Annotated in this window: 23 protein-coding genes; 5 read left to right on the forward strand and 18 right to left on the reverse strand. The window is 67.6% G+C overall.

Annotated features, from left to right (window positions below):
* Positions 1-13: 13 nt before the first annotated feature.
* Both OEL49_RS03315 and OEL49_RS03320 read right to left on the reverse strand, forming a co-directional pair.
* Positions 14-1,444, reverse strand: a complete 1,431-nt coding sequence (locus tag OEL49_RS03315) for an aldehyde dehydrogenase family protein (RefSeq protein ID WP_014235230.1) — start codon at positions 1,442-1,444, stop codon at positions 14-16.
* Positions 1,445-1,696: 252 nt separating this feature from the next.
* Complete coding sequence (locus tag OEL49_RS03320; RefSeq protein WP_014235231.1) at positions 1,697-2,473, reverse strand: ferritin-like domain-containing protein; 777 nt, start codon at positions 2,471-2,473, stop codon at positions 1,697-1,699.
* Between the two features lie 149 nt (positions 2,474-2,622).
* On the opposite strand from OEL49_RS03320, the gene OEL49_RS03325 reads away from it, so the two are divergent.
* Entirely contained in the window at positions 2,623-3,699 is a 1,077-nt protein-coding gene (locus OEL49_RS03325) for a M48 family metallopeptidase (RefSeq protein WP_014235232.1), read from the forward strand.
* A 551-nt stretch (positions 3,700-4,250) separates the two neighbouring features.
* On the opposite strand, the gene OEL49_RS03330 is transcribed toward OEL49_RS03325, so the two are convergent.
* Both OEL49_RS03330 and OEL49_RS03335 read right to left on the reverse strand, forming a co-directional pair.
* Complete coding sequence (locus tag OEL49_RS03330; RefSeq protein ID WP_014235234.1) at positions 4,251-5,036, reverse strand: LytR/AlgR family response regulator transcription factor; 786 nt, start codon at positions 5,034-5,036, stop codon at positions 4,251-4,253.
* Positions 5,033-6,052, reverse strand: a complete 1,020-nt coding sequence (locus OEL49_RS03335) for a sensor histidine kinase (RefSeq protein ID WP_235832420.1) — start codon at positions 6,050-6,052, stop codon at positions 5,033-5,035. Before OEL49_RS03335 ends, OEL49_RS03330 begins: the two co-directional genes overlap by 4 nt.
* A gap of 119 nt (positions 6,053-6,171) precedes the next feature.
* Here OEL49_RS03335 and argH point away from each other — a divergent pair, with 119 nt between their 5' ends.
* Positions 6,172-7,557: an argininosuccinate lyase gene (argH, locus tag OEL49_RS03340; RefSeq protein WP_014235236.1), complete on the forward strand. Its 1,386-nt coding sequence runs from the start codon at positions 6,172-6,174 to the stop codon at positions 7,555-7,557.
* Between the two features lie 127 nt (positions 7,558-7,684).
* On the forward strand, positions 7,685-8,995 hold the full coding sequence (locus tag OEL49_RS03345; protein WP_202945983.1) for a protein kinase domain-containing protein: 1,311 nt from the start codon (positions 7,685-7,687) through the stop codon (positions 8,993-8,995).
* 21 nt (positions 8,996-9,016) lie between these two features.
* Here the strand turns inward: OEL49_RS03345 and OEL49_RS03350 are convergent, their stop codons facing one another.
* The 3 genes from OEL49_RS03350 to OEL49_RS03360 form a co-directional block, all read right to left on the reverse strand.
* Positions 9,017-9,280, reverse strand: coding sequence for a hypothetical protein (locus tag OEL49_RS03350; protein WP_014235238.1), 264 nt, complete (start codon positions 9,278-9,280; stop codon positions 9,017-9,019).
* Between the two features lie 13 nt (positions 9,281-9,293).
* Positions 9,294-10,733 carry an ammonium transporter gene (locus OEL49_RS03355; protein WP_287874001.1) on the reverse strand — a complete coding sequence of 480 codons (1,440 nt, stop codon included), beginning with the start codon at positions 10,731-10,733 and terminating at the stop codon, positions 9,294-9,296.
* A 203-nt stretch (positions 10,734-10,936) separates the two neighbouring features.
* Positions 10,937-11,431, reverse strand: coding sequence for a hypothetical protein (locus OEL49_RS03360; RefSeq protein ID WP_014235240.1), 495 nt, complete (start codon positions 11,429-11,431; stop codon positions 10,937-10,939).
* Between the two features lie 116 nt (positions 11,432-11,547).
* On the opposite strand from OEL49_RS03360, the gene OEL49_RS03365 reads away from it, so the two are divergent.
* On the forward strand, positions 11,548-11,907 hold the full coding sequence (locus OEL49_RS03365) for a carboxymuconolactone decarboxylase family protein (protein WP_014235241.1): 360 nt from the start codon (positions 11,548-11,550) through the stop codon (positions 11,905-11,907).
* Between the two features lie 42 nt (positions 11,908-11,949).
* Here OEL49_RS03365 and OEL49_RS03370 read toward each other — a convergent pair whose 3' ends face one another.
* The 10 genes from OEL49_RS03370 to OEL49_RS03415 form a co-directional block, all read right to left on the reverse strand.
* Positions 11,950-13,593 carry a methyl-accepting chemotaxis protein gene (locus tag OEL49_RS03370; protein WP_287874002.1) on the reverse strand — a complete coding sequence of 548 codons (1,644 nt, stop codon included), beginning with the start codon at positions 13,591-13,593 and terminating at the stop codon, positions 11,950-11,952.
* Between the two features lie 153 nt (positions 13,594-13,746).
* Complete coding sequence (gene grxD / locus OEL49_RS03375; protein WP_014235243.1) at positions 13,747-14,067, reverse strand: Grx4 family monothiol glutaredoxin; 321 nt, start codon at positions 14,065-14,067, stop codon at positions 13,747-13,749.
* Positions 14,068-14,098: 31 nt separating this feature from the next.
* Entirely contained in the window at positions 14,099-14,944 is an 846-nt protein-coding gene (gene prmC, locus OEL49_RS03380) for a peptide chain release factor N(5)-glutamine methyltransferase (RefSeq protein ID WP_014235244.1), read from the reverse strand.
* Position 14,945: 1 nt separating this feature from the next.
* Positions 14,946-16,043: a peptide chain release factor 1 gene (gene prfA / locus OEL49_RS03385; protein ID WP_014235245.1), complete on the reverse strand. Its 1,098-nt coding sequence runs from the start codon at positions 16,041-16,043 to the stop codon at positions 14,946-14,948.
* Positions 16,044-16,104: 61 nt separating this feature from the next.
* Positions 16,105-17,370, reverse strand: coding sequence for a glutamyl-tRNA reductase (gene hemA / locus OEL49_RS03390; protein WP_043798505.1), 1,266 nt, complete (start codon positions 17,368-17,370; stop codon positions 16,105-16,107).
* A gap of 106 nt (positions 17,371-17,476) precedes the next feature.
* Positions 17,477-17,947: a D-aminoacyl-tRNA deacylase gene (gene dtd, locus OEL49_RS03395; protein WP_014235247.1), complete on the reverse strand. Its 471-nt coding sequence runs from the start codon at positions 17,945-17,947 to the stop codon at positions 17,477-17,479.
* Between the two features lie 3 nt (positions 17,948-17,950).
* Positions 17,951-18,607: a LutC/YkgG family protein gene (locus tag OEL49_RS03400; RefSeq protein ID WP_014235248.1), complete on the reverse strand. Its 657-nt coding sequence runs from the start codon at positions 18,605-18,607 to the stop codon at positions 17,951-17,953.
* Between the two features lie 9 nt (positions 18,608-18,616).
* The gene (locus OEL49_RS03405; protein WP_014235249.1) at positions 18,617-19,585 is read right to left on the reverse strand and encodes a D-2-hydroxyacid dehydrogenase; all 969 of its coding nucleotides are present in this window, start codon (positions 19,583-19,585) and stop codon (positions 18,617-18,619) included.
* A gap of 4 nt (positions 19,586-19,589) precedes the next feature.
* A complete protein-coding gene (locus tag OEL49_RS03410; protein ID WP_287874003.1) occupies positions 19,590-20,327 on the reverse strand; it encodes an aldehyde dehydrogenase family protein in 738 nt (245 codons plus the stop codon).
* Between the two features lie 108 nt (positions 20,328-20,435).
* Complete coding sequence (locus tag OEL49_RS03415) at positions 20,436-21,875, reverse strand: LutB/LldF family L-lactate oxidation iron-sulfur protein (protein ID WP_014235251.1); 1,440 nt, start codon at positions 21,873-21,875, stop codon at positions 20,436-20,438.
* Between the two features lie 160 nt (positions 21,876-22,035).
* On the opposite strand from OEL49_RS03415, the gene OEL49_RS03420 reads away from it, so the two are divergent.
* Positions 22,036-22,869 carry an IclR family transcriptional regulator gene (locus OEL49_RS03420; protein WP_014235252.1) on the forward strand — a complete coding sequence of 278 codons (834 nt, stop codon included), beginning with the start codon at positions 22,036-22,038 and terminating at the stop codon, positions 22,867-22,869.
* Between the two features lie 82 nt (positions 22,870-22,951).
* Here OEL49_RS03420 and pbpG read toward each other — a convergent pair whose 3' ends face one another.
* Positions 22,952-23,971: a D-alanyl-D-alanine endopeptidase gene (gene pbpG, locus OEL49_RS03425; protein ID WP_014235253.1), complete on the reverse strand. Its 1,020-nt coding sequence runs from the start codon at positions 23,969-23,971 to the stop codon at positions 22,952-22,954.
* Between the last annotated feature and the right edge of the window lie 57 nt (positions 23,972-24,028).

Genomic DNA, 24,028 nt, shown 5'->3' on the forward strand with positions numbered 1-24,028 from the left:
GGCGACAGAGGCCCTATTGCCGCTGGGGCAGCTGGATGGACTGGGTTTCCAGGAAGTCCTCCACCCCGTGGCGCCCCAGCTCCCGGCCGTAGCCGGACTGCTTGAAGCCGCCGAAGGGCGCCAGCAGGTTGAAGAAGGCGCCATTGATGTCCACCTGGCCGGCCCGCAGGCGGCGGGCGAAGGCCAGGGCCCGGGCTTCCTCGGCGGACCACACGGCAGCCGCCAGGCCGTAGTCGGTGCCGTTGGCGATGGCCTCGGCCTCCGCCTCGTCCCGGTAGGTGAGGATGGCCAGCACCGGGCCGAACACCTCCTCCCGGGCCAGGGCGGCATCGGGCCGCACCCGGCCGAACACCGTGGGCCGCACGTAGTAGCCGGTGGGCAAGCCTTCCGGCGCGGCGCTGCCGCCGCACAGCAGCTCGGCGCCGTCGGCCACGGCCTGCTCGATCATGGCCCGCACCCGCTGCCGCTGCAGGCCGGAAACCAGGGGACCGAGACGGCTGCCCTCCGCCAAGGGATCGCCCAGGGTGTAGGCCGCCGCGGCCTGCACCGCCAGGGCAGCAGCCTCGGCGTAACGCTCTTGCGGCACCAGCAGCCGGGTCAGGGCCGAGCAGGCCTGGCCGGAATTGAGGAAGCAGCCGGCCACCGTGCCCTTCACCGCCGCCGCCAGATCCGCATCCGGCAGCACCACGGAGGCGGACTTGCCGCCCAGCTCCAGGGACACCCGCTTCACCGTGGCCGCCGCCACCGCCGCCACCCGTTTGCCGGCGGCCGTACTGCCGGTGAAGGAGACGGCCGCCAGGGCCGGATGGGCGGCCAGGGCCTCGCCCACCACCGGGCCGTAGCCGGTGACCAGATTGAAGACGCCGGCAGGCAGGCCCGCCGCCTCGATCACCTCGGCCAGGAGAAAGGCGTTGAGGGGCGCCACTTCCGAGGGCTTCAAGACCACCGTGCAGCCGGCGGCCAGGGCGGCGCCGACCTTGGCGGCGATCTGGTGCAGGGGGAAGTTCCAGGGCGTGATGCAGGCCACCGGACCGGTGGGCACCTTCAGCACCAGGGACTGACCGATGCGCTCCTCGGCGAAACCCTCGGCGGCGATGCGGGCGCAGGCGGCGAAGGTGAAGATGGGATTGCCGGCCTGAACCCGGGTGGCCAGTTTCACCGGCATGCCCACCTCGCTGGCGATGAGGCGGCCCAGCTCATCCTGTCGGGCCTTGAGGCCATCGGCGATCTTCTGCAGGAAGGCGCCCCGCTCCGCCCCGGAGAGGGCGGCCCAGGCGGGAAAGGCGGCCGCCGCGGCCCGGGCTGCCCGGTCGGCGTCGGTGGCCGTGCCTTCCGGCACCCGGGCGATGACCGTCTCGGTGGCCGGATTCTCCACGTCGATGAAGGCGTTGCCGTCGGGGGCGACCCACTGGCCGCCGATGTAGAAACGGGAATGCTGCTGCATGGGGAAGTCTCCTCTTCTGGTTTTCTGGCGTGGGCCCGACGGGGCCGATCGGGGCAGACGCGCGCCGGACCCACTCCCGGATTCTAAGGCAGGGCGGAGCCGGTGCAGGAAGTGGCAAGGGCAGCAGCGAAGCATGCCGCCAGGAGGCAGGAAGGACGGCCATCCCGGGCATGGCATGGCGGAGATGGCCGCCGTTGCTGGCTCCCAGGCCATCGCCTGCGGCAGGCCGGCCCGGGCTTCAGCAAGGCCAGATCAGCGCGCGACCAGGGCCGCCAGTTCCGCCGCATCGAAGCCGGCCGCCCGCCGCGCCTCCAGGTTGAAGGGCCCCCGCACCTTGGGGGCGCCGTAGCGGGCCGCCAGTTCAGCCTCCGCCGCCAGGGGCTCCAGGCCCCGCTCGCGGCAGACGTGGCGATACCAGCGGTTGCCCGCCGCCACATGGCCGATCTCGTCCCGCAGGATGACATCCAGGATCGGGCCGGCGGCGACCTCCCCAGCCTGCACCAGCTTGTCGCGGATGCCCCGGTTCACATCCAGCCCCCGGGCTTCCATGGCCCGGGGCACCAGGGCCAGGCGGGCCAGCACGTCGTCCGCCGTCTTCTCCGCCATGTCCCACAGGCCCCGGTGGGCCGCAAAGTCGCCGTAGGCGTAGCCCAGGGTGCGCAGGTGATCGTCCACCAGGGTGAAGTGCTGGGCCTCCTCCCGGGCGATGCGCAGCCAGTCCCGGTAAAAGTCCTCGGGCAGATCGGGGAAGCGCCAGACGATGTCCAGGGCCAGGTCGATGGCGTTGAACTCGATATGGGCGATGGCGTGCAGCAGGGCGGCCCGTCCCTCCGCCGTGTGCAGGGAACGGCGCGGCACTTCGGCCGGCGGCACCAGCGCGGGCCGCGGTGGCCGCCCCGGCAGGGGCGCGGAAGGCACAAGCCGCAGGCCCGGCGCCACCGGCCCCGCCGGATCGAGGGCCAGCACCGCCGCCACCTTGGCGGGCACGGTATCGAGCATCAGGGCGGCGAGGGCTTGCTGGCGGAGCATGGGAAAAAAGGGTTAAGGAAAGACCGGAATTCTCTCATCAATTGGAAAAGCGCACTTGGCAGTTCCCCCTGCAGTTCTGCGATACAAGCTAGCCGAACAAAAAACCAAAAGGCATAATTCACCGCACACAAAACCAAAGGGAATCAGTCATGCGTCATTTCATCACGGTTTTATTTGTCTGCCTGTGCGTTTCCGCATGTGCCCCTGTCACGCGTCGCCCAGCCGTCGACGATCAAAAGACATCGGCTGAAAAAGAGCTGCAACGGGACATGGCTTTCAAGGAACGTCTGAAGCGTCAGGAACGGGCAGATGCCGTGGCTTTCCGGATCCTCACGGGAGCAGCAGATCTCTGCGAGAAGCAAGTCAAACCCAGTACAGGCATGCGTCTGATCCACAACGGCATGTACAAGGATGAATGGTCACGCTCGGCCACCAAGATCATAGGCAAAGGCCCTGCACCTCTGGTCACCAATGTAGCCCCCCAATCTCCCGCCCAATTAGCTGGCGTACAACCCGGGGATCGAATTCTCTCTATTGAAAACCGTACTTTTAGCCAATCCGACTCGGTGCAGGAAGCACTTGATGCAGCGATGAGGTCCCTGGAAGCAGGTGAAGCAACAGCCATCAGGATTCAACGTGGAGAGAAGGAAATCGAAGCTCAGCTGACGCCGGTCAAGGCTTGCGCCTATCCGGTTACGGTCGTGGATAACGATGCCGTCAATGCCTATGCAGACGGCAAACAGATCATCCTGACCAGCGGCATGATGCGCTTTGCCCAGGACGACAACGAACTGGGCCTCGTACTGGGACACGAGTTGGCCCACAACACCATGGGGCACCTCGACAAAAAGCGAAACAACAGTCTACTGGGCGCCCTACTCGGGGCAGTTATTTCTGTTGGCACAGGGGTAGATGTCACCCGGCTCGCCGGTGATCTTGGCTCCATGGCCTTTAGCCAAGGCTTTGAGTCGGAAGCGGATTATGTCGGTCTTTATTATGCGGCCCGAGCCGGCTTCGACGTTGATAACGCCCCGAATTTCTGGCGCCGTATGGCAGTAGAGCATCCGCAAGCCATTGGCCACGGCACCTCCCATCCGGATACCGCCAGTCGATTCCTGGCACTGGAAGCCACCAGCAAGGAAATAGCCGCGAAACGCACCAACGGCAACCCGCTACACCCGGAACGGGAAACCCTCACCGAGACGCCGCTTCCGTCCGGCAACTGATACCTGCAGCACTTTCTACTTCCTGAGACAAAAGGTAAGCGCTGCATACCATCTCGGAACAGGCGTATGTAGTCAAAGCCGTCCATGCACAGCAACGGTGCATGGACGGCTTTGATTTCCAAGACAACCTGGCACTTAAATCACCTGCCAACTGACCACTACATGGATATGGACATGAATGCGGGCAAGGAAACAGAACCACTCCAGCCTTTGGTTTGCCGAGAAACCAAAATATGCGTCCCCCAGGCATGCCCCTTGCTAAACCCTCTGTGCCCGCTGATTACTTGGAGTTAGGCATGAACGGCAACGAGATCGACACGATCCTGAAAAAGCTGAAAGCACACCGCAACTACACCCAGGCGTTGCTGCTGGCGGTACTGGCCTTCTGTGCCGGCGCCGTGGCCTTCAGTTTTTAAGCGGCCGCAAGAAGTCCAGGCCCAGGGGCTAATCCAGGCCGGAGGGGCAGAACAGCCCCGGCAGCAGCAAAAGACCATGGCAGCCGGTCAGGTACAAAATCACCGGCGCGATTCGCCGCCCACGCCAAACACCGCCTACTTGGCGTACTGCTTCACCGTCGCCCACTGGCGGCGGCTCACCGGCAGTTTTTCCGGCACTTCCTTGAGCAGGGCCAGCCACTGTTCACCGCCCTCTTCCCCGTCCCCCTGGCCCCGCTCGAAGCCGGCCAGGGCGTCCTTGGCCACCAGCACGCTGCGGTGCAGGCGGATGAAGCGCTCGGCGAACTCCTGTTCCAGATGGGTGAGGGCCTCGTCCAGCAGGTATTCCCGCTCCCGGGTGCGGGCGGTGACGTATTTGAGATCGGCCTTGAGATAGAGCACCTCCTGCACCGGCACCAGCAGGATGCGGCCCCGTTCGTGGCAGGAGAAATGGCGGCGGGCGCCCTGGCCGGACTCCTGGCGCACCTTGGCCAGACGTTCGGCGGTGAGGGGACCCACCAGCCGGGCCTTTTCCAGGGCGGCCTGGAGGCGGGCCAGACGCACCGGCTTGAGCAGGTAATCCACCGCATTGAGGTCGAAGGCCTGGACGGCATGGCTGTCGTAGGCGGTGGCGAAGATCACCGCCGGCGGCCGCGGCAGGCCGGCCAGGTGGCGGGCCAGCTCCAGGCCGTCCATCTTGGGCATGCGGATGTCCACCAGCACCACGTCGGGCTGCACCTGCTGGATCAGTTCCAGGGCCGCTTCGCCGTCGCCGGCCTCCCCCACCACCCGGGTCGGCAGTTCCAGGGCCAGGTCCTCCAGCAGGGTGCCCATGCGCCGGCGGGCCGGCGCTTCGTCGTCCACCAGGACGATGCTGAGAGGGGCGGGCGTGGGCTCGGTCATGGCAACGGTCTCCGCAGGGGAAGGGTGATGCGCACCCGGTAGGTGCCGTTCTGTTCGCTGCTTTCCAGGCGCGCCTCCAGGTCGTAGTAGAGGTCCAGGCGCTCCCGGATGTTGGCCAGTGCCATGCGGTTGCCGGCATGGTGACCCTGGCCCGGGGGACAGGGATTGGTCAGTTCCGCCACCATGGCGTCGCCCTGACGGGAAAAACCGATATGGATGGTGCCGCTGCCCTCCCCGGGCTCGATGCCGTGGTAGACGGCGTTCTCCAGCAGGGGCTGCAGCATCAGGGGCGGCACCAGGGCGTCGTCGGGCACGTCCACAATGTCCCACTCCACCTTGAGCCGCTCGCCCAGGCGCAGCTTTTCCAGCCCCAGGTACTGGCGGCAGAGGGCAATTTCGTCGGACAGGGGCGAGAGATTGCGGGCATCCCGCATCAGGGCGCGAAACAGGTCGGCCAGCTCCTCCAGGGCCGTCTCGGCCCGCCGCGGGTCCTGGCGGATGAGGGAGAGCACGGCGTTGAGGCTGTTGAAGAGGAAGTGGGGACGGATGCGGGCGGTCAGGGCCTGCAGGCGGGCCTCGGCCACGGCGGGGGAGAAGGCCCGGGCCCGCAGGCTGAAATAGAGGAGCAGGGGCAGGGTCGCCGCCGCCGCCAGCAGGGCCGCCCGCAGGGCAGCGCCCCAGCCGCCCTCGATGAGGCCCATGAAACGCCAGAAGTCGAAGAACAGCAGGGCCTGGGCCATCACCAGCAACAGCACCAGGGCCTGGCCGGCCCGGGGCTTGAGGCGCCACAGCCAGTCCCGGCCCAGGGCCAGCAGGCCCAGGGTGGACAGCAGCAGGGGCTCGCACCAGGTGGCCAGCTCCACCAGGCGCTGGGGCCAGTCCTCCAGACGGGGCGCCAGCAGCAGGGCAGCGGCGGCCACCAGCAGGTTGGCCCCCAGCAGGATGCGCAGCATGACGCCCAGATTGCGGCAGTCCGGCAGGGGATGGGCAGCGGGGTTTTGCTTTATACTTGCCAACTTATTTGCGCTTTCCGTGCAGTTTTCAGCGGCTTTTCCTGGCAAATGGCGGCGAAATTCCAGCTTTGCGCCACTTTGCTCCGGTTTGCCTCAAATTCGTCCCAAGTTTCCCACATATCATGACCCAACAGAACTCCTCCTACACCTGGGCCGGCCGTTTCTCCGAGCCCATGTCTGACCTGGTCAAGCGCTACACCGCCTCCGTCGATTTCGACCAGCGCCTGTGGCGCCAGGACATCAACGGCTCCCTGGCCCACGCCCGCATGCTGGCCAAGCAGGGCATCATCGCCGCCGCCGACCTGGCCGACATCGAGAAGGGCATGGCCCAGATCGTGGAGGAGATCGAATCCGGCAAGTTCGAATGGTCCCTGGACCTGGAGGACGTGCACCTCAATATCGAAAAGCGCCTCACCACCCTGGTGGGCGACGCCGGCAAGCGCCTGCACACCGGCCGCTCCCGCAACGACCAGGTGGCCACCGACATCCGCCTCTGGCTGCGCGACACCATCGACTCCATCGTCGAACTGATCAAGGCTTTCCAGACCGCCCTGCTGGTCCTGGCCGAGAAGGAAGCCGCCACCCCCATGCCCGGTTCCACCCACCTGCAGGTGGCCCAGCCGGTGACCTTCGGCCACCATCTGCTGGCCTACTTCGAGATGACCCAGCGGGACAAGGAGCGCTTCCTCGACTGTCGCAAGCGGGTGAACCGCCTGCCCCTGGGCGCCGCCGCCCTGGCCGGCACCACCTACCCCATCGACCGGGAATTCGTCGCCGCCCAGCTGGGCTTCGACGGCGTCTGCGAAAATTCCCTGGATGCCGTTTCCGACCGGGACTTCGGCATTGAATTCTGTGCCGCCGCCTCCCTGCTGATGACCCACTTCTCCCGCCTCTCGGAAGAACTGGTGCTGTGGATGAACCCCCGTTTCGGCTACGTCAAGATCGCCGACCGCTTCTGCACCGGCTCTTCCATCATGCCCCAGAAGAAGAACCCGGACGTGCCGGAACTGGCCCGGGGCAAGACCGGCCGGGTGAACGGCAGCCTCATCTCCATGCTGACCCTGATGAAGGGCCAGCCCCTGGCCTACAACAAGGACAACCAGGAAGACAAGGAACCCCTGTTCGACGCCGCCGATACGGTCATCGACACCCTGCGCATCTTCGCCGACATGATGGGCGGCATCGAGGCCCGGCCCGAGCGCATGCGCGGCGCCCTGGCCGAAGGTTTTGCCACCGCCACCGACCTGGCCGACTACCTGGTGAAGAAGGGCCTGCCCTTCCGCGAAGCCCACGAAGTCGTCGGCGCCGCCGTCAAGGCCGCCGAGACCCAAGGCAAGGACCTGGCCGACCTCACCCTGGCCGAGCTGCAGGCCTTCTCTCCCCTGGTGCAGAGCGACGTGGCCACCTGTCTGACCATCGAAGGCTCCCTGGCCGCCCGCAACCACATCGGCGGCACCGCCCCCGAACAGGTCAAGGCCGCCATCGCCCGGGCCAAGGCCCGGGTGTAAGCTAGCGACAATAGCAACACAGCGCTGCTCCGCCGCCCCGGCGGAGCAGCGGGGCAAGCAGTCCCCGCCCGCATTCCGCCTCACCTGCCTCATCCCGCTTCAGCTGTCGCCGCCTGCAATAACAAACATGGAGCCTGACCGTCCCATGGAAAAGATCGGCAAGTACGACGTCATCCGGGAACTGGGCCGCGGTGCCACCAGCACCGTGTTCCTCGCCCACGATTCCTTCGCCGACCGCGACGTGGCGGTCAAGCTGGCCTTTCCCGAAGTCCTCAAGGACCCGGAACGGGGCAAGCTCTACTCCCACCTCTTCCTCAACGAGGCCTCCCTCGCCGGCAAGCTCAACCATCCCCACATCGTGCAGATCTATGATGCGGTGGTGGAGGAGAACCTGGCCTACATCGTCATGGAGTACGTGCCCGGCGGCACCCTGGAGGATTTCTGCGACCCCGCCAAGCTGCTGCCGGTGGAGCGGGTGGTGGAGATCATCTTCAAATGCACCCGGGCCCTGGATTTCGCCTTCCGCCTCGGCATCACCCACCGGGACATCAAGCCGGCCAACATCCTCCTGGCCGAATCGGACGCCCGGGGCTTCTCCGGCGACATCAAGATTTCCGACTTCGGCGCCGCCCTCACCGCCGGCACCGACCGCACCCAGGTCTCGGGCATCGGCTCCCCGGCCTACATGTCGCCCCAGCAGGTCAAGGAACAGCCCCTGGACCACCGCACCGACATCTATTCCCTGGGCGTGGTGATGTACCAGATGCTCACCGGCCAGCTGCCCTTCCAGGCCAGCACCAACTACAACATGGTGTACCAGATCATCCATCTGGCACCGACGCCACCCGGCCAGTTGCGCCACGACCTGCCGCCGGCCCTGGAGGCCATCGTGCAGAAGGCCATGGCCAAGGACCTGGACGACCGCTACGCCACCTGGGAGGAATTCGCCCACGACCTGGCCCAGGCGGTGCGCAACAAGCAGCTGCAGGCCCGGCAGGACGAGTTCGCCGACACGGAGAAATTCGACACCCTGCGCGCCCTGCCCTTCTTCGCCGGCTTCTCCGACGTGGAGATCTGGGAAGTGCTGCGCTTCTCCCGCTGGGACAAGGTGACGCCGGGAGACGTCATCATGCGCGATGGCGAAAAGGGCGACTTCTTCTGCTTCCTGGCAGAAGGGGAACTGAAGGTGACCAAGGGCGGCAAGATCCTCAACCTGCTTACCGCCGGCGACTGCTTCGGCGAGATGGCGGTCATCGCCGGCGGCCACAAGACCCGGGGCGCCGACGTGGTGGCCCTGACCCAGGCCAAGATCGTCACGGTCAAGGGCGAAGCCCTGCACAAGGCGTCGGAAACCTGCCGCATGCACTTCTACCAGTCCTTCCTGGAAGTGCTGGCCAGCCGCCTGGCCCTGGCCAACGCCCGCCTCGCCGCCTTCTAGGCGCCTTCCGGTCGCCCCGCCCTAACGCAGGGTGAACAGGTACTTGGCCTTGGGCTCCGGGGCCGCAGCCACAGGCTCGGCCGGGTCCAGCGCCATGGCCTGGCGCAGCTTGCCCGCCAGCTGGGCCAGTTCCTCCTGGCCCGAGCCTTCGGCCAGGGCCACGATGGCCCGGGCGTATTCCTTGTTTTCCTTCATGTAATCCACATCGGTGATGCGGTTGAGGCTGCGCCGCATCAGTACGTGGATGCGCCCGATCAGGGCGAATATTTCACTGTCGCTGCTCATGGCCGTTGCGTCCTCATTCCAGATGCTCGCCGTGCTGGGAAATGTCGAGGCCGTCACGCTCCTCATCCTCCTCCACCCGCAGGCCCACCAGCAGGCTCACCACCACCAGCACGGCGGCCGTGGCCACGGCGCTGAAGAGGGCGGTGGCGCTGACACCCAGCAGCTGCTTCAGCACCGAACCGTGAGCGCCGCCGATGGCCGGACTGGCGAAGACGCCGGTCATCAGGGCGCCGACGATGCCGCCCACGGCGTGGATACCGAACACGTCGAGGGAGTCGTCGTAGCCGAAGACCCGCTTCAGGGCCGTGGCCCCCACATAGCAGGTGAGGCCGCCGGCAATGCCGATGAAGAAAGCGCCGCTGGGCTCGACGAAACCGGAAGCCGGAGTCACCGCCACCAGGCCGCCGACGGCGCCGGAAATGATGCCCAGGGCGCTGGGCCGGCCCCGCACCACCCACTCCACCACCATCCAGGACATGGCGGCGGCAGCCGAGGCCACCTGGGTCACCAGCATGGCCATGCCGGCCCGGGAATCGGCCGCCAGGGCCGAACCGGCGTTGAAGCCGAACCAGCCGACCCACAACAGGGCCGCCCCCACCACGGAGAAGGCCAGGCTATGGGGCATCATGGGTTCGCTGCCGTAGCCCAGGCGCTTGCCGATGAGGATGGCTGCCACCAGGCCGGCCACCCCCGCATTGACGTGCACCACCGTGCCGCCGGCGTAATCCAGCCCCCCCATCCGGGCCAGCCAGCCATCCGGCTCCCACACCCAGTGGGCCACCGGGGCATAGACGGCGAGGGACCACAGGGCGGCAAACAGCAGCAGGGCGGAAAAGCGCATGCGCTCGGCAAAAGCCCCCACCACCAGGGCCGTGGTGATGATGGCGAAGGTCAGCTGGAACATGAAATAGACGGTTTCCGGGATGGGCGCCTCGCTGACGCCGGCCAGGCCGTCCAGGCTGAGACCATGCAGCAGCAGCCGGTCCATGCCGCCGACGAAAGCGCTGCCGGGACGCAGGGCCAGGGTGTAGCCGAGGGCCATCCAGGTCAGGGTGACCACGGCGGCCACGGCAAAGACCTGGGTCATGGTGGACAGCACGTTCTTCTTGCGCACCATGCCGGCGTAGAACAGGGCCACCCCGGGCAGGGTCATGAGCAGCACCAGGGTCGAGGAGGTCAGCATCCAGGCCGTGTTGGCCCCGTCGGCATGGACCGGCAGGGGCACCTTCTCAGCCACCACGGCCAGTGCCGGGGGGGCCGGCTCGGCGGGCGGCACTTCGCTGGCCTGGGCAATCATGGCCCCGGGCGCCAGGCCCACGGTATCCGAATACTGGGCCAAGGCCGGCGTGCCGACGGAAAGGAAGAGGGACAGGGAAACGAGCCAGCGCAGCAGAAACAGAGGCGGCAGCTTGCTCAGGACGGTCAACAGCGGGGAAAACGCGGGCGGTCGCATGTGCTCTCCATTCATTTAATTTTTCGAATGGATGCACTCCTGCAAACCTTATGCCAATTCAATCACCCGGCCATGCCAAAACAATTTATTGCGTCGCATCAGACACTTACCCAACCACCTCCAAATCACTCCGGGAACAGGGGCTGCCCAAGGCTGGTGCAGCGCCGCAGGCGGGCGCACCGGGATAGCCGCCCCGGCTGCCGTCAGCGGCTGCAATAGCTGGGCAGGCGCCAGGTATCCTCGCGCACGGTCAGGGTACTGCGCACGATACCGGTGGAACCATCAAACAGCACGTTGAAGCGGGCCGGCATGGCCCACACGTCGCAGTAGCGCCATTCCCACACCAGCTCATTGCGCCACTCGAAGAACTGCACCCAGGTCGGCGGTCCGAAGCGGCGCAGGATTTCCTCCTTGCCGTCCTCGCCGGCCCGCACCTTGGCGAACTCTTCCTCCACCAGGGCATTGTGCAGGGAGCGCAACTTGCCGTCCGGAGCGAAGACCAGCACCCGGGTGACGAAACCCAGGGGGGCGGTGGCGTAGAGCAGGCGCTCGCCGCCGTCGGCCTCGGGGAAGCGCACGGTGGGCGCCCCCCAGGCGGCCACCACCTGATCGCGGGAGGTTTCGCCGGGGCGCAGGGGCTGGCCGCCGCAGGCAGCCAGGAACAGGGGCAGCAGAAGGATGAGGAGGATTGGACGCATGAATCGAAGCATGAACCAGTCGGCCCGGCAGGGCAAGGTGACCCAGGTCACATACAGGGCGCCCGGCCCTGCCCATACTTGGAATATCAGAAAAACCTCATATATCAGGAGCAGCCATGAGCAAGTCCTTCACCACCATCACCGGCGACGTTTCCAAGGCTCTCGCCACCCTGCGCAAGGAAATCCCGGACACCATGCAGGGCTTCAACGCCATGGCCAAGGGCGCCCTCCAGGGCGGGGCCATCGACGAGCTGCACAAGGAGCTGATCGCCCTGGCCATCGGCGTCGCCAGCCGCTGCGACGCCTGTATCGGCTTCCACGTGAAGGCCCTGATCCGCCTCGGCGTGACCAAGGAACAGCTGATGGAAACCCTGGGCATCTGTGCCTACATGGGCGGCGGCCCCACCCTGATGTATGCCGCCGAGGCGGTACGGGCCTACGAGGAACTGACGGCCAAGCTGCAACCCGCCGCCTGAGCCTCCGGAGGAGCTTCCGGCCGCCTCGGACGGCACTCAGGCCTAGGCGGAGTGCGCTTCCAGGCGGAAGCGCCGCAAGGTCTGGTGCAGGGCCTGGGCCAGGGCTTCCAGGCGCCGCGCCGTATCGGCCGCTTCGTGGGTGGCGGCGCTGTTTTCCTCCACCATCTGGGCCACCTTTTCCACATTGGCGGAAATATCGCCGCCGGCATGCTTCTGCTCCCGCAGGGCGTCGGCGATGGTATTGACCGCCGCCACCACTTCCTGGGAACTGCTGCGGATGGCCTGCATGGAGTCGCTGGCCTGCTCGGCCATGGCGACGCCCTGCTCGACCCGGGCCGTGGCCCCGCCCATGGCGTCCACCGCCTCCCGGGCGGCATCCTGGACGCCGGCGATCATGTCGCTGATTTCCGTGGTGGCCAGGGCGGTCCGTTCCGCCAGCTTGCGCACCTCGTCCGCCACCACGGCGAAGCCCCGCCCTGCCTCCCCGGCCCGGGCTGCCTCGATGGCCGCATTGAGGGCCAGCAGATTGGTCTGCTCGGCCACCATGCGGATCACCTGGACCACGCTGGAAATCTGCTCGGAGCGGCTGCCCATGGCCTCGATGGAGCGGGCCGCGCCGCCCACCGCCACCGCCACGGCCTGCATCTCCGCTACGGTGCGCAGAATGACGTCGTGGCCGTCGCCGGAAAGCTGGCCGGTACTGTCGGAAATGGCATGGGTATGGCTGGCGCTGTCGCTGACCTGGGCGATGCTCACCGTCACCTGTTCCACCGCCGCCGCCATGGCAGCCGTGGCTTCGCTCTGGGTCGCCGAGCTCTGGGCCAGCTGCACCGAATTCACCGACAGATCCCGCGCCGCCTCGGACACCTCCCCCGCATTGCCCTCGATCTCGCCCACCATGGCCCGCAGGCTGTTGCGCATGGTGGCCAGGGCGGCCATCAGGCTGTCGCCCCGGTCCTGGGGATGCAGGCGCAGGTCGGCACTGAGGTCACCCTCGGCCAGGCGCTGCACCAGGGCCTTGGCCTCCTCGGGCTCCCCCCCCAGGGGCCGGGTGACGCTGCGGATGATCCACAACGCCAGGGCCGTGGCCAGGACGATGGCGGCCGCCAGGAAGACCAGCATCAGGTTGCGGGCCTGGGCGTAGACCTCCCGGGCCGTGACGGCGGATTCCTCGAACAGCTCGCCCTGGAAGGCAACGAAGGCATCCACGGCCTGCACGTAGGCTTCCAGCTGGGGCATGCCCTCGCTGGCGAAGAGGCGGCTGGCCTCTTCCCGCCGCCCGGCTTCCAGCAGTTCCAGGACCTTCGGATAGGTGCCGGCAAAGGCCAGGCGCTTGGTCTTCAAGTCGGCCACCAACTGCTTGCCCTTGGGGCGGTAGAGCAGCTTTTCCAGGATGTCCAGGCGCTGGTTCACCATGTCCCGGTAGCCGACGATTTTCTGTTTCTGCTCGGCCAGGCGGGAGGTGTCGTGGAACAGGGAGAACACGGTGCGGGCCACATCGTTGGCAGCGTAGGCAATGTCCTTGGCCATCTCCACCTTCTGCCAGTCCTTGGCGGCCATCTTCTCCACCTGCTCGTTCACCCGGGCCAGGGCCTGCAGCGCCACCAGGACCGCGGCCGTCAGGATCAGGGAAAAGATCCCGAAGCCCAGGGCCAGCCGCCCTCCCACCGTCAGCTTGCGTGCCATGTTGTCCCCTCCTATTTTTGGAAGGGCCCATTTAGCACTTTGGAATAATACAAAAACATAACCCAGATCAATTCCGGGCACTAAAGGCGGCACCAATGAAAACGCCGCCCTCCTTGCGAAGCGCGGCGTTGCGGGGAACGGAGCGGAACAGGCTCAGGCCTGGGCCACGCCTTCCAGCATCTGCTGCAGTTCGCCGGCCTGGAACATCTCGCGCATGATGTCGCAGCCGCCGACGAATTCGCCCTTGATGTAGAGCTGGGGGATGGTCGGCCAGTTGGCGTAATCCTTGATGCCCTGGCGGATTTCCGGGTTCTCCAGCACGTTCACGCTGTAGAACTGGTTCACGCCGCAGGCCTTGAGAATCTGCACGGCGGTGGCGGAAAAGCCGCACTGGGGGAACTGGGGGGTGCCCTTCATGTACAGCACCACCGGATTGCCGGTCACCTGTTCCTTGATCACTTGTTGTGCATCCACGCTTCTAAACTCCAGTCGTTGAATCGGTTGGTTAATCTGGCAGCCTGCCGCCGCTGACCCGCTCGATGCCGGCCAGGTCGCTCCAGGAAGTGACCTCTTTGAACCCGCCGGCGCCGAGAAGTTCGCGGACTTTTTCTGCCTGGTCGTAGCCGTGTTCCAGCAGCAGCCAGCCGCCGGGCACCAGGTGGGCGGGCGCCCCCTCGATGATGGCGCGCAGGCAGGAAAGTCCGTCGCCGCCGTCGGTGAGGGCCCCGTTGGGCTCGAAGGGCAGGCCGTTCTGGGAGAGGTGCGGGTCCTGGGCCGCCACATAGGGCGGGTTGGAGACGATCAGTTCGAACTGTTCCCCCGCCAGGCCGGTGAACCAGTCGCTGTGGCGGAACTCGACCCGGGCACCGAGACGCTCGGCATTCTCCCGGGCCACCGCCAGGGCGGCGGGGGACACATCCACCGCCGTCACCTTGGCCTCGGGCCACTCGCAGGCAATGCTGACGGCGATGGCGCCGCTGCCCGTGCCCAGGTCCACCACCCGGGGCCAGGCCAGGGGCTTGAGGCGCTCCAGGGCCTGCAGCACCAGCAACTCGGTGTCGGGCCGGGGGATCAGCACGTCGGGCGTCACCTTGAAGCTGCGGCTGAAAAACTCCCGCTCGCCGGTGAGGTAGGCCAGGGGTTCGCCCCGCTCCCGGCGCATGACCAGGGCCATGAAGGCCTCGGAATCGGCGGCGGCCAGGGGCTCGTCGGGGCGGGTGAGGAATTCCACGTGGCTGATGCCCAGGCAATGCTGCAGCAGCAACCGCGCATCCAGGGGGGCGATGCGGCGCCGCACCTGGTCCACCGCCTGGCGCCGGGTGAGGCCGGCGCTGCCGCTCGCGGCCGCCATCTCAGCCCTGTTCTTCGGCCAGGGCGGCCAGCTGTTCGGCCTGGTGTTCAGCCAGGAGGGCGCCGGTCAGTTCTTCCAGGTCCCCGTCCATGATCTGGTCGATCTTGTACAGGGTCAGGTTGATGCGGTGGTCGGTGATGCGCCCCTGGGGGAAGTTGTAGGTGCGGATGCGCTCGGAACGGTCGCCGGAGCCCACCAGGCTCTTGCGCGTGGCGGCCTCCTTGGCCTGCTGCTCGCGCACCTGCACGTCCTTGATGCGGGCCGCCAGCACCTTCAGGGCCGAGGCCTTGTTGGCGTGCTGGGAGCGGCCGTCCTGGCACTCGGCGACGATGCCGGTGGGCAGGTGGGTGACGCGCACGGCGGAGTCGGTCTTGTTGATGTGCTGGCCGCCGGCGCCGGAGGCCCGGTAGGTGTCGATGCGCAGGTCCGCCGGATTCAGCTCCACGTCGGCCACCTCGTCCACCTCGGGCATCACCGCCACGGTGCAGGCGGAGGTATGGATGCGGCCCTGGGTTTCGGTGGCCGGCACCCGCTGCACCCGGTGGCCGCCGGACTCGAACTTGAGCTTGGAATAGGCGCCGAGGCCGGCGGCATTGCCGGCAATACGCACGATCACTTCCTTGTAGCCCCCCAGGTCCGACTCGTTGGCGGAAACCACTTCCACCTGCCAGCGCTGGCGCTCGGCGTAGCGGCTGTACATGCGGAAGAGGTCGGCGGCGAACAGGGCCGATTCGTCGCCGCCGGTGCCGGCGCGGATTTCCAGGAAGATGTTGCGCTCGTCGTTGGGGTCCCGGGGCAGCAGCAGCTTCTGCAGGTCCAGTTCCAGTTCCGGCAGGCGGGCCTTGGCGGCTTCCACTTCCTCTTCCGCCAGTTCCTTCATGTCCGGATCGGCCAGCATTTCCTGGGCCGCCGCCAGATCGGCCTCGGCCTGGCGGAAGGCGCCATAGAGGCTCACCACCGGCTCCAGCTCGGCCCGCTCCTTGGACAGCTTGCGGAACTGGTCCATGTCCTTGGCCGCTTCCTCGCTGGAGAGCAGGGCATCCACCTCTTCGAGGCGGCGGGTCAGTTGGTCGAGCTTTTCGCGGATGCTGGGTTTCATGGGCAATCAGTAGGCGACAGCCACCCACGGCATGGGGACGGGCGCCGGGCGCCCGCGGGCCCTACTCGCCGTGATGCAGGTGGAAGAGACGGGTGATGAGGTGCTGCAGTTCGCCCCGCTCCTCCCCGGCCTGGCCGAGGACCTGGGTGGGGGCGTGCAGGAACTTGTTGGTGAGGCGCTGGGACAGGGCTTCCAGCACCTTTTCCGGATTCTCGCCCTTGGCCAGGAGCTTCAGGGCATGTTCCATCTCGTGGCGCCGCATGCGCTCGGCGGAGTCGCGCAGGGCGCGGATCACCGGCACGCTGTCCCGGGTGTCCAGCCAGTGCAGGAACTGGCCCACCTGGGTGGTGATGATGGATTCGGCCTCCACCACGGCGGCCTGGCGGGATTCCAGGCCCGCTTCCACCACCTGGGCCAGATCGTCCACGGTGTACAGGAAGACGTCGTCCAGTTCCCCCACCTCGGATTCGATGTCCCGGGGCACGGCCAGGTCCACCATGAACACGGGCTTGTGGCGGCGGGCCTTGACGGTGCGCTCCATCATGCCCAGGCCGATAATGGGCAGGGGGCTGGCGGTGCAGGAGACGACGATGTCGTACTGGGGCAGATGCTCGGCCAGGGCGTCGAGGCGGATGGCGGTGGTGGGGATGCCGTCCGCCGCCAGCCGGTCGGCCAGGGCCTGGCCCCGCTCCACGGTGCGGTTGGCGATGGTCACCTGCTTGGGCTTCTGGGCCGCGAAGTGGGTGGCGCACAGCTCGATCATTTCGCCGGCGCCGATGAAGAGAATGCGCTGGTCGGCCACGGATTCGAAGATGCGCTCGGCCAGATGCACGCCGGCAGCGGCCATGGAGACGATGTTGGCGCCGATGGCGGTGGTGCTGCGCACTTCCTTGGCCACGGCGAAGGAGCGCTGGAACAGCTTGTTGAGCATGGTGCCCAGGGTGCCCGCCTCTTCCGCCACCCGCACCGCATCCTTCATCTGGCCCAGGATCTGGGGTTCGCCGATGACCATGGAGTCCAGGCCGGAGGCGACGCGGAAGGCATGGCGCACGGCCTCGGGCTGGGGCAGGGTATACAGGTAGGGCTGGATGGTGCTGCGGGGCAGGCGATGGTATTCGGCCAGCCAGTCGGCGGCGGCTTCCGGCGTCTCCGTGGCGCAGTACAGCTCGGTGCGGTTGCAGGTGGAGAGGATCGCCGCCTCCTTCACCGGCTTGGCCCGCACCAGCCCGGCCAGGGCCTCGCTCAGGGTTTCGGCGTGAAACGCCACCTGCTCGCGCACGGAGACGGGCGCCGAGTGATGGTTGATACCGAGAGTGAAAAGGGCCAGGGACATGGAGGGGGCTGAAGAAAATCTGGAGCGGATTATAACACCGGCCCCGGAGGGGGCTTTTCTGATGAACATCAAGAGCGGAGCCGATTCCCGCCTGTCATGCTCACTCCGGCTGGCGGCTGTCCAGCACCAGGGTCACGGGGCCGTCGTTGTCCAGGCTCACCGCCATGTCGGCGCCGAAGACGCCCGTGGCCACCGGCCGCCCCAGGCGCTCCTGCAGCAGGGCGACAAAGCGAGCGAAGAGGGGCTCGGCCGCCTGGGGAGCCGCCGCCCGGCTCCAGGAGGGCCGGTTGCCCTTACGCGTCGAGGCGAACAGAGTGAACTGGCTCACCGCCAGCACCTCGCCGCCCACCTCCTCCAGGCTGCGGTTCATGACGCCCTCGGCGTCGGCAAAGATGCGCAGGCGCAACAGCTTGCCCACCAGCCACTCCATGCCGGCGGCGGTGGCCTCCGGCTCGACCGCGTCGGCCGTCTCGATACCCACCAGCAGCAGTAGGCCGGGGCCGATCTGGCCCACCACCTGCCCCTCCACCCGCACCGCGGCCCGGCTCACCCGTTGCAGCACCACCCGCATGGGTCAGGCGTCCTGCAGCAGGATCAGGTGCACCCGGTAGGGGCCGTGGGCGCCCAGCACCAGGGTCTGCTCGATATCGCCGGTGCGGGACGGACCGGAAACGAAATTGACGGCCCGGGGCGGCGCTCCCCGCTCGGCGCGCAGGCGGGCCCAGCCCTCCTCCATGCCCCACACCAGGCTGGAGGCCGGCACCAGGGCGACGTGGGTTTCCGGCAGCAGGCTGGTGACGCCGTGGTTGTCCACTTCGCCCAGCAGCATCAGGGTGCCGGTTTCGGCGATGGCGCAGTAGCAGGTGGTGAGGCCCAGGCGGTCGTCGCCGCGGGCCGCGCCGATCCTGATCTCCAGGCCGGCTGCGGCCCAGTCCAGATGGGCCAGGGCGGGCCAGGCCACGCCCTGGCGCGGCAAATCCTTGGCCGCCAGGTAACGGGCCAGGGCAGCCGGGGCGTCGGCCCAGCCGGAGACCACGTCCACCGTGCTGGCCAGGGCTTCGGCGCGGCGGCGGAACTCGCCCAGCAGGTCGGCGCGTTCCGTCGGCCGAGGGCCCTGGCGCTGGCCGGGGCGGGCGGCCAGGACGGCGGCGACCCGCTGCTTGCGGGCTTCGGCCTCGTCGGCGCCAAGTCGCAGGCGCACGCGGTTGAGAATGTCGTTGCGGGCGGACATGGAAACTCCTTAGGCGACGCGGTTCGCCGCACCGGGAGTCATGGCTCCCCGGGCGAAGGCTTCAAGGTTGTCGATCAGCTGGTCGGCCAGGGCCTGCATGGCCGGGGCGCTGGCCCAGGCCACGTGGGGCGTCAGCAGGAAATTGGGGGCAGCCAGCAGGTCCGGGGACAGCAGGGGATGGTCGTCCGTCGGCGGTTCCGCGGTGAGCACGTCGAAACCGGCGCCGGCGATCCAGCCCTCCCGCAGGGCCCGGGCCAGGGCGGCCTCGTCCACCAGGCCGCCGCGGGCGGTGTTGATGAGCAGGGCCGAGGGCTTCATCGCCTGGAGTTCCGCCGCCCCGATCAGGTGGCGGGTCTCGGCCGTCAGCGGGCAGTGCAGGCTGAGGGCGTCGGCTTCGGCCAGCACGGTCGCGAACGCGGTGTAACCGGGACGCACCACGGCAGCCCCCTTGCGTTCGGCCTGCAGCACCTTCATGCCGAAGGCCTGGGCCAGACGCACCACGCCCTGGCCCAGGCTGCCACCGCCGACCACCCCCAGGGTGGCGCCGTGCAGGTCCCGGATGGGATGGTCGAAAAAGCAGAACTGTTCGGCACGCTGCCAGCGCCCCTCGGCCACGCTCTGGCGGTAGGCCAGGAGGTTGCGGGAGAGGGCCAGGAGCAGGGAAAAGACGTGCTCGGGCACGGTATGCACCGCATAGCCCTGGATGTTGCTGACGACGATGCCCTGGCGCCGGGCCGCCTCCAGATCCACGTTGTTGGTGCCGGTGGCGGCCACCGCCACCATTTTCAGCTGGGGCAGCCGGGCCATCAGGGCGCCGCTGATGGGCAGCTTGTTGACGATGGCGATGCTGGCCCCGGCCAGGCGCTCTTCCAGCTGCGCTGCCGTGGTGCGGGCGTACTCGGTCCACTCGTGGGCGAAGGCGGGGCGCCGCACCTCGGCGCGGATGGATTCCCGCTCCAGATAGACGATGCGATGCATGGGCTCAGTCCTGCAGGGCGGCCTGCAGGGTGCCGGTGACGGCGGCCGGAGCCAGGGCCACCAGGGTGCGGGCACCGATCAGGGACTGGATTTTTTCCGCCAGTTCGGCGGCGCCGGCAAAGGCCAGCAGATCCACGCCCGGATGCTCGGCCAGGGCCTTAAGCACCGCCTCGTCGCCCTGGACCAGGTTGCAGGCGCCGTCAGGCACGCCGGCCCGGGTGAACAGCTCGGCCAGGGCCAGGGCACAGGACGGGGCCAGGGGGCTGGGCTTGAGCACCACCACGGCGCCGGCGGCCAGGGCCGAGGCGGCCAGGGCGGCGGGGGCCAGCAGGGGCGCCACGTTGTCGCTGAGGCCGGCCAACAGGCGGGGCTGGCCGTGGGGCGCCGGCATCTGGCGCAGGCAGGCGATGGTGGCGGCCACTTCGGCCTGGGCCACGCCCTGGTCGCAGCCGGTCTCTTCCACCAGCAGCTTGGCGAAATGGCCGGCGTAGCGGTCCAGGCTGTCGGCCACGCTCTTGAGGCAGCCGCGGCGGGTTTCCACGTCGGCGGCGGACCAGGTGGGCAGGGCCAGGCGGGCGTTGTCCACCGCCGTCGCCACCTCGTCGGCGCCGCACAGGGGCACCTTGCGCAGCACTTCGCCGGCGGCGTTCTGGATGTCGCGGAACACGGGAGCCATGGTCAGGTAGGCGCGACCGCCAATCCACAGGGGCAGGGCCGGGGCTTCGTTGGGGGTGAGCATCATGGTGGCTGTCCTCAATAATTTGAAAATTCGTCTGGCCCCGGAGCGTAGGCGGGATCGGCGGCCAATACCTTGATCCGCTTCAATCCTGGCCGGCGCCGGGTGTTCGGCTCAATCCTGCCGGCGGCGGGCGGCGTACAGCTCGCGGAAGGTCTTGCCCTGGGGCGCCGGGAAATCCCGTCCCCGGCTCCATTCGGGCACGCCGGGCAGGGTGCGGATGGAGGCCTTGCCGCCGGCCAGCAGTTTCAGGGCCCGGGCGCCGAGGCCGGCGGCCAGGGCGTACAGGCGCGGCCGGGCGGCGAAGAAGCCCCAGGTGCGCAGGGCCCAGCGTTCCTGCCAGGGGCGCAGTTCCGTTTCCATCTGCTTTTCCCGCAGCTTGCGCAGCAGTTCGGGCAGGGGAATCTTCACCGGGCAGACGATGCTGCACTGGCCGCACAGGGTGGCCGCCTGGGGCAGGTCCGGCGCCTGTTCCAGGCCGGTGTAGAGGGGCGTCAGGACCGAGCCCATGGGGCCCGGATAGACCCAGCCGTAGGCGTGGCCACCGATGCTCTGGTACACCGGACAGTGGTTCATGCAGGCGCCGCAGCGGATGCAGCGCAGCATCTCCTGGAAATCGCCGCCCACCAGGCCGGCGCGGCCGTTGTCCATGAGCACGAAGTACATGTGCTCGGGGCCTTCCACCGCACCCTCGGCCCGGGGGCCGGTGAGCAGGGAAACGTAATTGGAGATGGTCTGGCCGGTGGCGGAGCGGGTCAGCAGGCGCAGCAGGGCGGAGAGGTCTTCCAGGGTGGGAATGACCTTTTCGATGCCCACCACCGCCACATGGACCCGGGGCAGGGTCGTCACCATGCGGCCGTTGCCCTCGTTGGTGACCAGGGCCACGGAACCGGTTTCGGCCACCAGGAAATTGCCGCCGGTGATCCCCATGTCGGCGGAGAGGAAGTGTTCCCGCAGGGCCACCCGGGCTTCCCGGGTCAGGGCCGGGATGTCGATCTGGCCTTCCGGCGTCACCGGGCGGCCGTGACAGCGGGCGAACAGTTCGTCCACCTCTTCCTTGTTCTTGTGGATGGCCGGCGCCAGGATGTGGGAGGGCGGCTCCTTGGCCAGCTGCAGGATGTACTCGCCCAGGTCCGTTTCCACCGACTGCACCCCGGCGGCCTCCAGGCCCTCGTTGAGGCCGGCCTCCTCGGACAGCATGGACTTGGACTTGATGACCTTCTTCACCCCGTGGCGCTTGGCGATGTCCACGATCAGCTGCTGCGCCTCCCGGCCGTCCCGGGCCCACAGCACGGTGGCGCCGGTGGCGGTGGCCTTGGCCTCGAAGGCCTCGAGCCAGGCATCCAGATCCGTCAGAGCCGTATCCCGGATCTCGGCACCGATGCCGCGCAGGGTTTCGAAGTCGCCGGCCTGGCCGACGCTGTCGAACTCGGCCACCACCCGGGCCCGGCCGCCGACGAAGAGTTGCTTGGCGCCGCCCAGCTTGGACTGGAGGGCCGGATCGGCCAGGCGCTCAGCCGCCCGGGCGCGAAATTGGAGGGACTTAACTTCCACGAGAAGAGCCTTATGCAGGGAAGGGCAAGAAAAAAGTCAAAAATATATTGCGACGCACAATTCCATAATGCGAAAATTGCCCGTCACGGCTGCGAAAGCCGAATTATAGTGCTCCCGGGAACAAACCCAGGGATGCGATAAAGAAAGCGACCGAGAGAACATGGCAGAGAGTGCAAGCAGTGCAGGCAAGGCCAGCCCCCGAGCTGCCGCCAAGACGGCCGGCGAGAAGCCGGAAAGCCGCAGTTCCATCCAGGTGATCGAGCGCATGATGTCCCTGCTCGACGCCCTGTCCGCCCAGCCGGACCCGGCCAGCCTGAAGCAGCTGGCCCAGGCCACCCAGCTCCACCCCTCCACCGCCCACCGCATCCTGGCGGCCATGACCCACGCCCGCTTCGTCGAGCGTCACGACCAGGGCACCTACCGCCTCGGCATCCGCCTGCTGGAGCTGGGCAACCTGGTCAAGTCCCGCATCAATCTGCGGGAAGTGGCCCTGCCCTTCATGCAGACCCTGCACGAAACCATCGGCGAGGCCATCAACCTGGGCGTGCGCCGGGACGACGAGATCGTCTATATCGAACGCACCTCCAGCGGCCGCTCCCTGGTGCGGGTGGTGTACCTGGTGGGCGGCAGCGCCCCCCTGCACCTGACCTCCGTCGGCAAGCTGTTCCTGGCCGAGGCCGGCGCCCAGGAGGTGAAGGAATACGCCAAGCGCACCGGCCTGCCCGGCAAGACGCCCCATTCCCTGACCACCATGGCCGCCCTGGAAAAGGAACTGGACAAGATCCGCCGCCACGGCATCGCCTTCGACAACGAGGAAGCGGAAATCGGCCTGAAGTGCGTCGCCGCCCCCATCCACGACGACGAGGGCCATCTGGTGGCCTGCCTCTCCGTCTCCGCCCCCACCGACCGTCATAATCCGGACTGGGTGGACCAGGTGCGGCGCACCGCCGACGAAATCTCCCAGGCCCTGGGCTACAGCAAACCGCGCAAATAGGCGGGTAGCGGGCGACAGCGCCCGGCCCCGGCAAAAGAAAAAGGCCGCGCAATGCGCGGCCTTTTTGCTGGGTGCCGAAAACTCAGGCGCGGCTGGTGCGGCGACCGAGGGAGGCGCTTTCCATCCAGCGCTTGATGCGGTTGGCGTCGCCGATGCGGGTCATCTTGCCGGCGGAATCCAGCAGCACGATGACCACCGGGCGCTCGGCCACCCGGGCCTGCATCACCAGGCACTTGCCCGCTTCCTGGATGTAGCCGGTCTTGGACAGGCCGATATCCCAGGTGGTGCTCTTCACCAGGGCGTTGGTGTTGTGGTACTCCAGCAGGCGGCCATTGGTTTCCACCATGGCGCCGGAGGTGGTGGAGAACTCCCGGATCAGGGGGTAGGTATGGGCCGCGGCCACCATCTTGGCCAGATCGTTGGCGGTGGACACGTTGTTGCTGGTGAGGCCGGTGGGATCCTGGAAGTGGGTATCCATCATGCCCAGGGAGCGGGCCTTGCGGTTCATGGCTTCGACGAAGGCATGCAGGCCGCCGGGATAATGCCGGGCCAGGGTGTGGGCGGCCCGATTCTCGGAGGACATGAGGGCCAGCAGCAGGGCGTGTTCCCGGGTCAGCACGGTGCCGACGGAAAGGCGGGAGCGGCTACCCTTGAGGGTGTCGATGTCCTCTTCGCCGATGGTCACCGGAGCCGACAGGTTGGGCTGGGAATCCAGCACCACCATGGCGGTCATCAGCTTGGTGATGGAAGCGATGGGCACCACGGCGGAGGCGTTCTTCTGGTAGATCACTTCGCCGTTGCCCTGGTCCAGAACCAGGGCGGCGCTGGACTGGACGGCCAGGCGCTGGGCTTCGCCGAAGTCGGCGGGAACGGCGGAAGCACGGCGCACATTGGAATTGCGCACGTTCTGGGAAATCACTTTGGGCTTGCTGGCGGTGGCCGGCTTGCTCGTCGAGGCCTTGACCGGCTTGGCGGCCTTGGCGGCGGGGGCGGATTTTGAAGTCTTGCGTGCCTTGGACTGGGAGGCTTCGGCGGCCGGCGGAACGGCCACGGCAACAGCTGCCAGACCCAGCAGCAATGCGGGAATGAACGTCTTCCGCATTTATTTCTCCTGCGAGGTGTCGGGTTACAGGGATTTTACGTCAGTTTAATCAGAGTT

The organism is Azospira sp. (assembly GCF_030247495.1).
Classification (GTDB): domain Bacteria; phylum Pseudomonadota; class Gammaproteobacteria; order Burkholderiales; family Rhodocyclaceae; genus Azospira; species Azospira oryzae.

Coding starts and splice junctions, on each gene's coding strand:
- argH (WP_014235236.1), top strand. CDS start 6,172: ATGACCCAACAGAACTCCTCCTACACCTGGGCCGGCCGTTTCTCCGAG.
- OEL49_RS03410 (WP_287874003.1), bottom strand. CDS start 20,327: ATGATGCTCACCCCCAACGAAGCCCCGGCCCTGCCCCTGTGGATTGGC.
- OEL49_RS03350 (WP_014235238.1), bottom strand. CDS start 9,280: ATGAGCAGCGACAGTGAAATATTCGCCCTGATCGGGCGCATCCACGTA.
- OEL49_RS03315 (WP_014235230.1), bottom strand. CDS start 1,444: ATGCAGCAGCATTCCCGTTTCTACATCGGCGGCCAGTGGGTCGCCCCC.
- OEL49_RS03325 (WP_014235232.1), top strand. CDS start 2,623: ATGCGTCATTTCATCACGGTTTTATTTGTCTGCCTGTGCGTTTCCGCA.
- OEL49_RS03365 (WP_014235241.1), top strand. CDS start 11,548: ATGAGCAAGTCCTTCACCACCATCACCGGCGACGTTTCCAAGGCTCTC.
- dtd (WP_014235247.1), bottom strand. CDS start 17,947: ATGCGGGTGGTGCTGCAACGGGTGAGCCGGGCCGCGGTGCGGGTGGAG.
- OEL49_RS03360 (WP_014235240.1), bottom strand. CDS start 11,431: ATGCGTCCAATCCTCCTCATCCTTCTGCTGCCCCTGTTCCTGGCTGCC.
- OEL49_RS03400 (WP_014235248.1), bottom strand. CDS start 18,607: ATGTCCGCCCGCAACGACATTCTCAACCGCGTGCGCCTGCGACTTGGC.
- OEL49_RS03405 (WP_014235249.1), bottom strand. CDS start 19,585: ATGCATCGCATCGTCTATCTGGAGCGGGAATCCATCCGCGCCGAGGTG.
- OEL49_RS03345 (WP_202945983.1), top strand. CDS start 7,685: ATGGAGCCTGACCGTCCCATGGAAAAGATCGGCAAGTACGACGTCATC.
- pbpG (WP_014235253.1), bottom strand. CDS start 23,971: ATGCGGAAGACGTTCATTCCCGCATTGCTGCTGGGTCTGGCAGCTGTT.
- OEL49_RS03370 (WP_287874002.1), bottom strand. CDS start 13,593: ATGGCACGCAAGCTGACGGTGGGAGGGCGGCTGGCCCTGGGCTTCGGG.
- prmC (WP_014235244.1), bottom strand. CDS start 14,944: ATGGCGGCCGCGAGCGGCAGCGCCGGCCTCACCCGGCGCCAGGCGGTG.
- prfA (WP_014235245.1), bottom strand. CDS start 16,043: ATGAAACCCAGCATCCGCGAAAAGCTCGACCAACTGACCCGCCGCCTC.
- OEL49_RS03420 (WP_014235252.1), top strand. CDS start 22,036: ATGGCAGAGAGTGCAAGCAGTGCAGGCAAGGCCAGCCCCCGAGCTGCC.
- OEL49_RS03330 (WP_014235234.1), bottom strand. CDS start 5,036: ATGACCGAGCCCACGCCCGCCCCTCTCAGCATCGTCCTGGTGGACGAC.
- OEL49_RS03320 (WP_014235231.1), bottom strand. CDS start 2,473: ATGCTCCGCCAGCAAGCCCTCGCCGCCCTGATGCTCGATACCGTGCCC.
- OEL49_RS03355 (WP_287874001.1), bottom strand. CDS start 10,733: ATGCGACCGCCCGCGTTTTCCCCGCTGTTGACCGTCCTGAGCAAGCTG.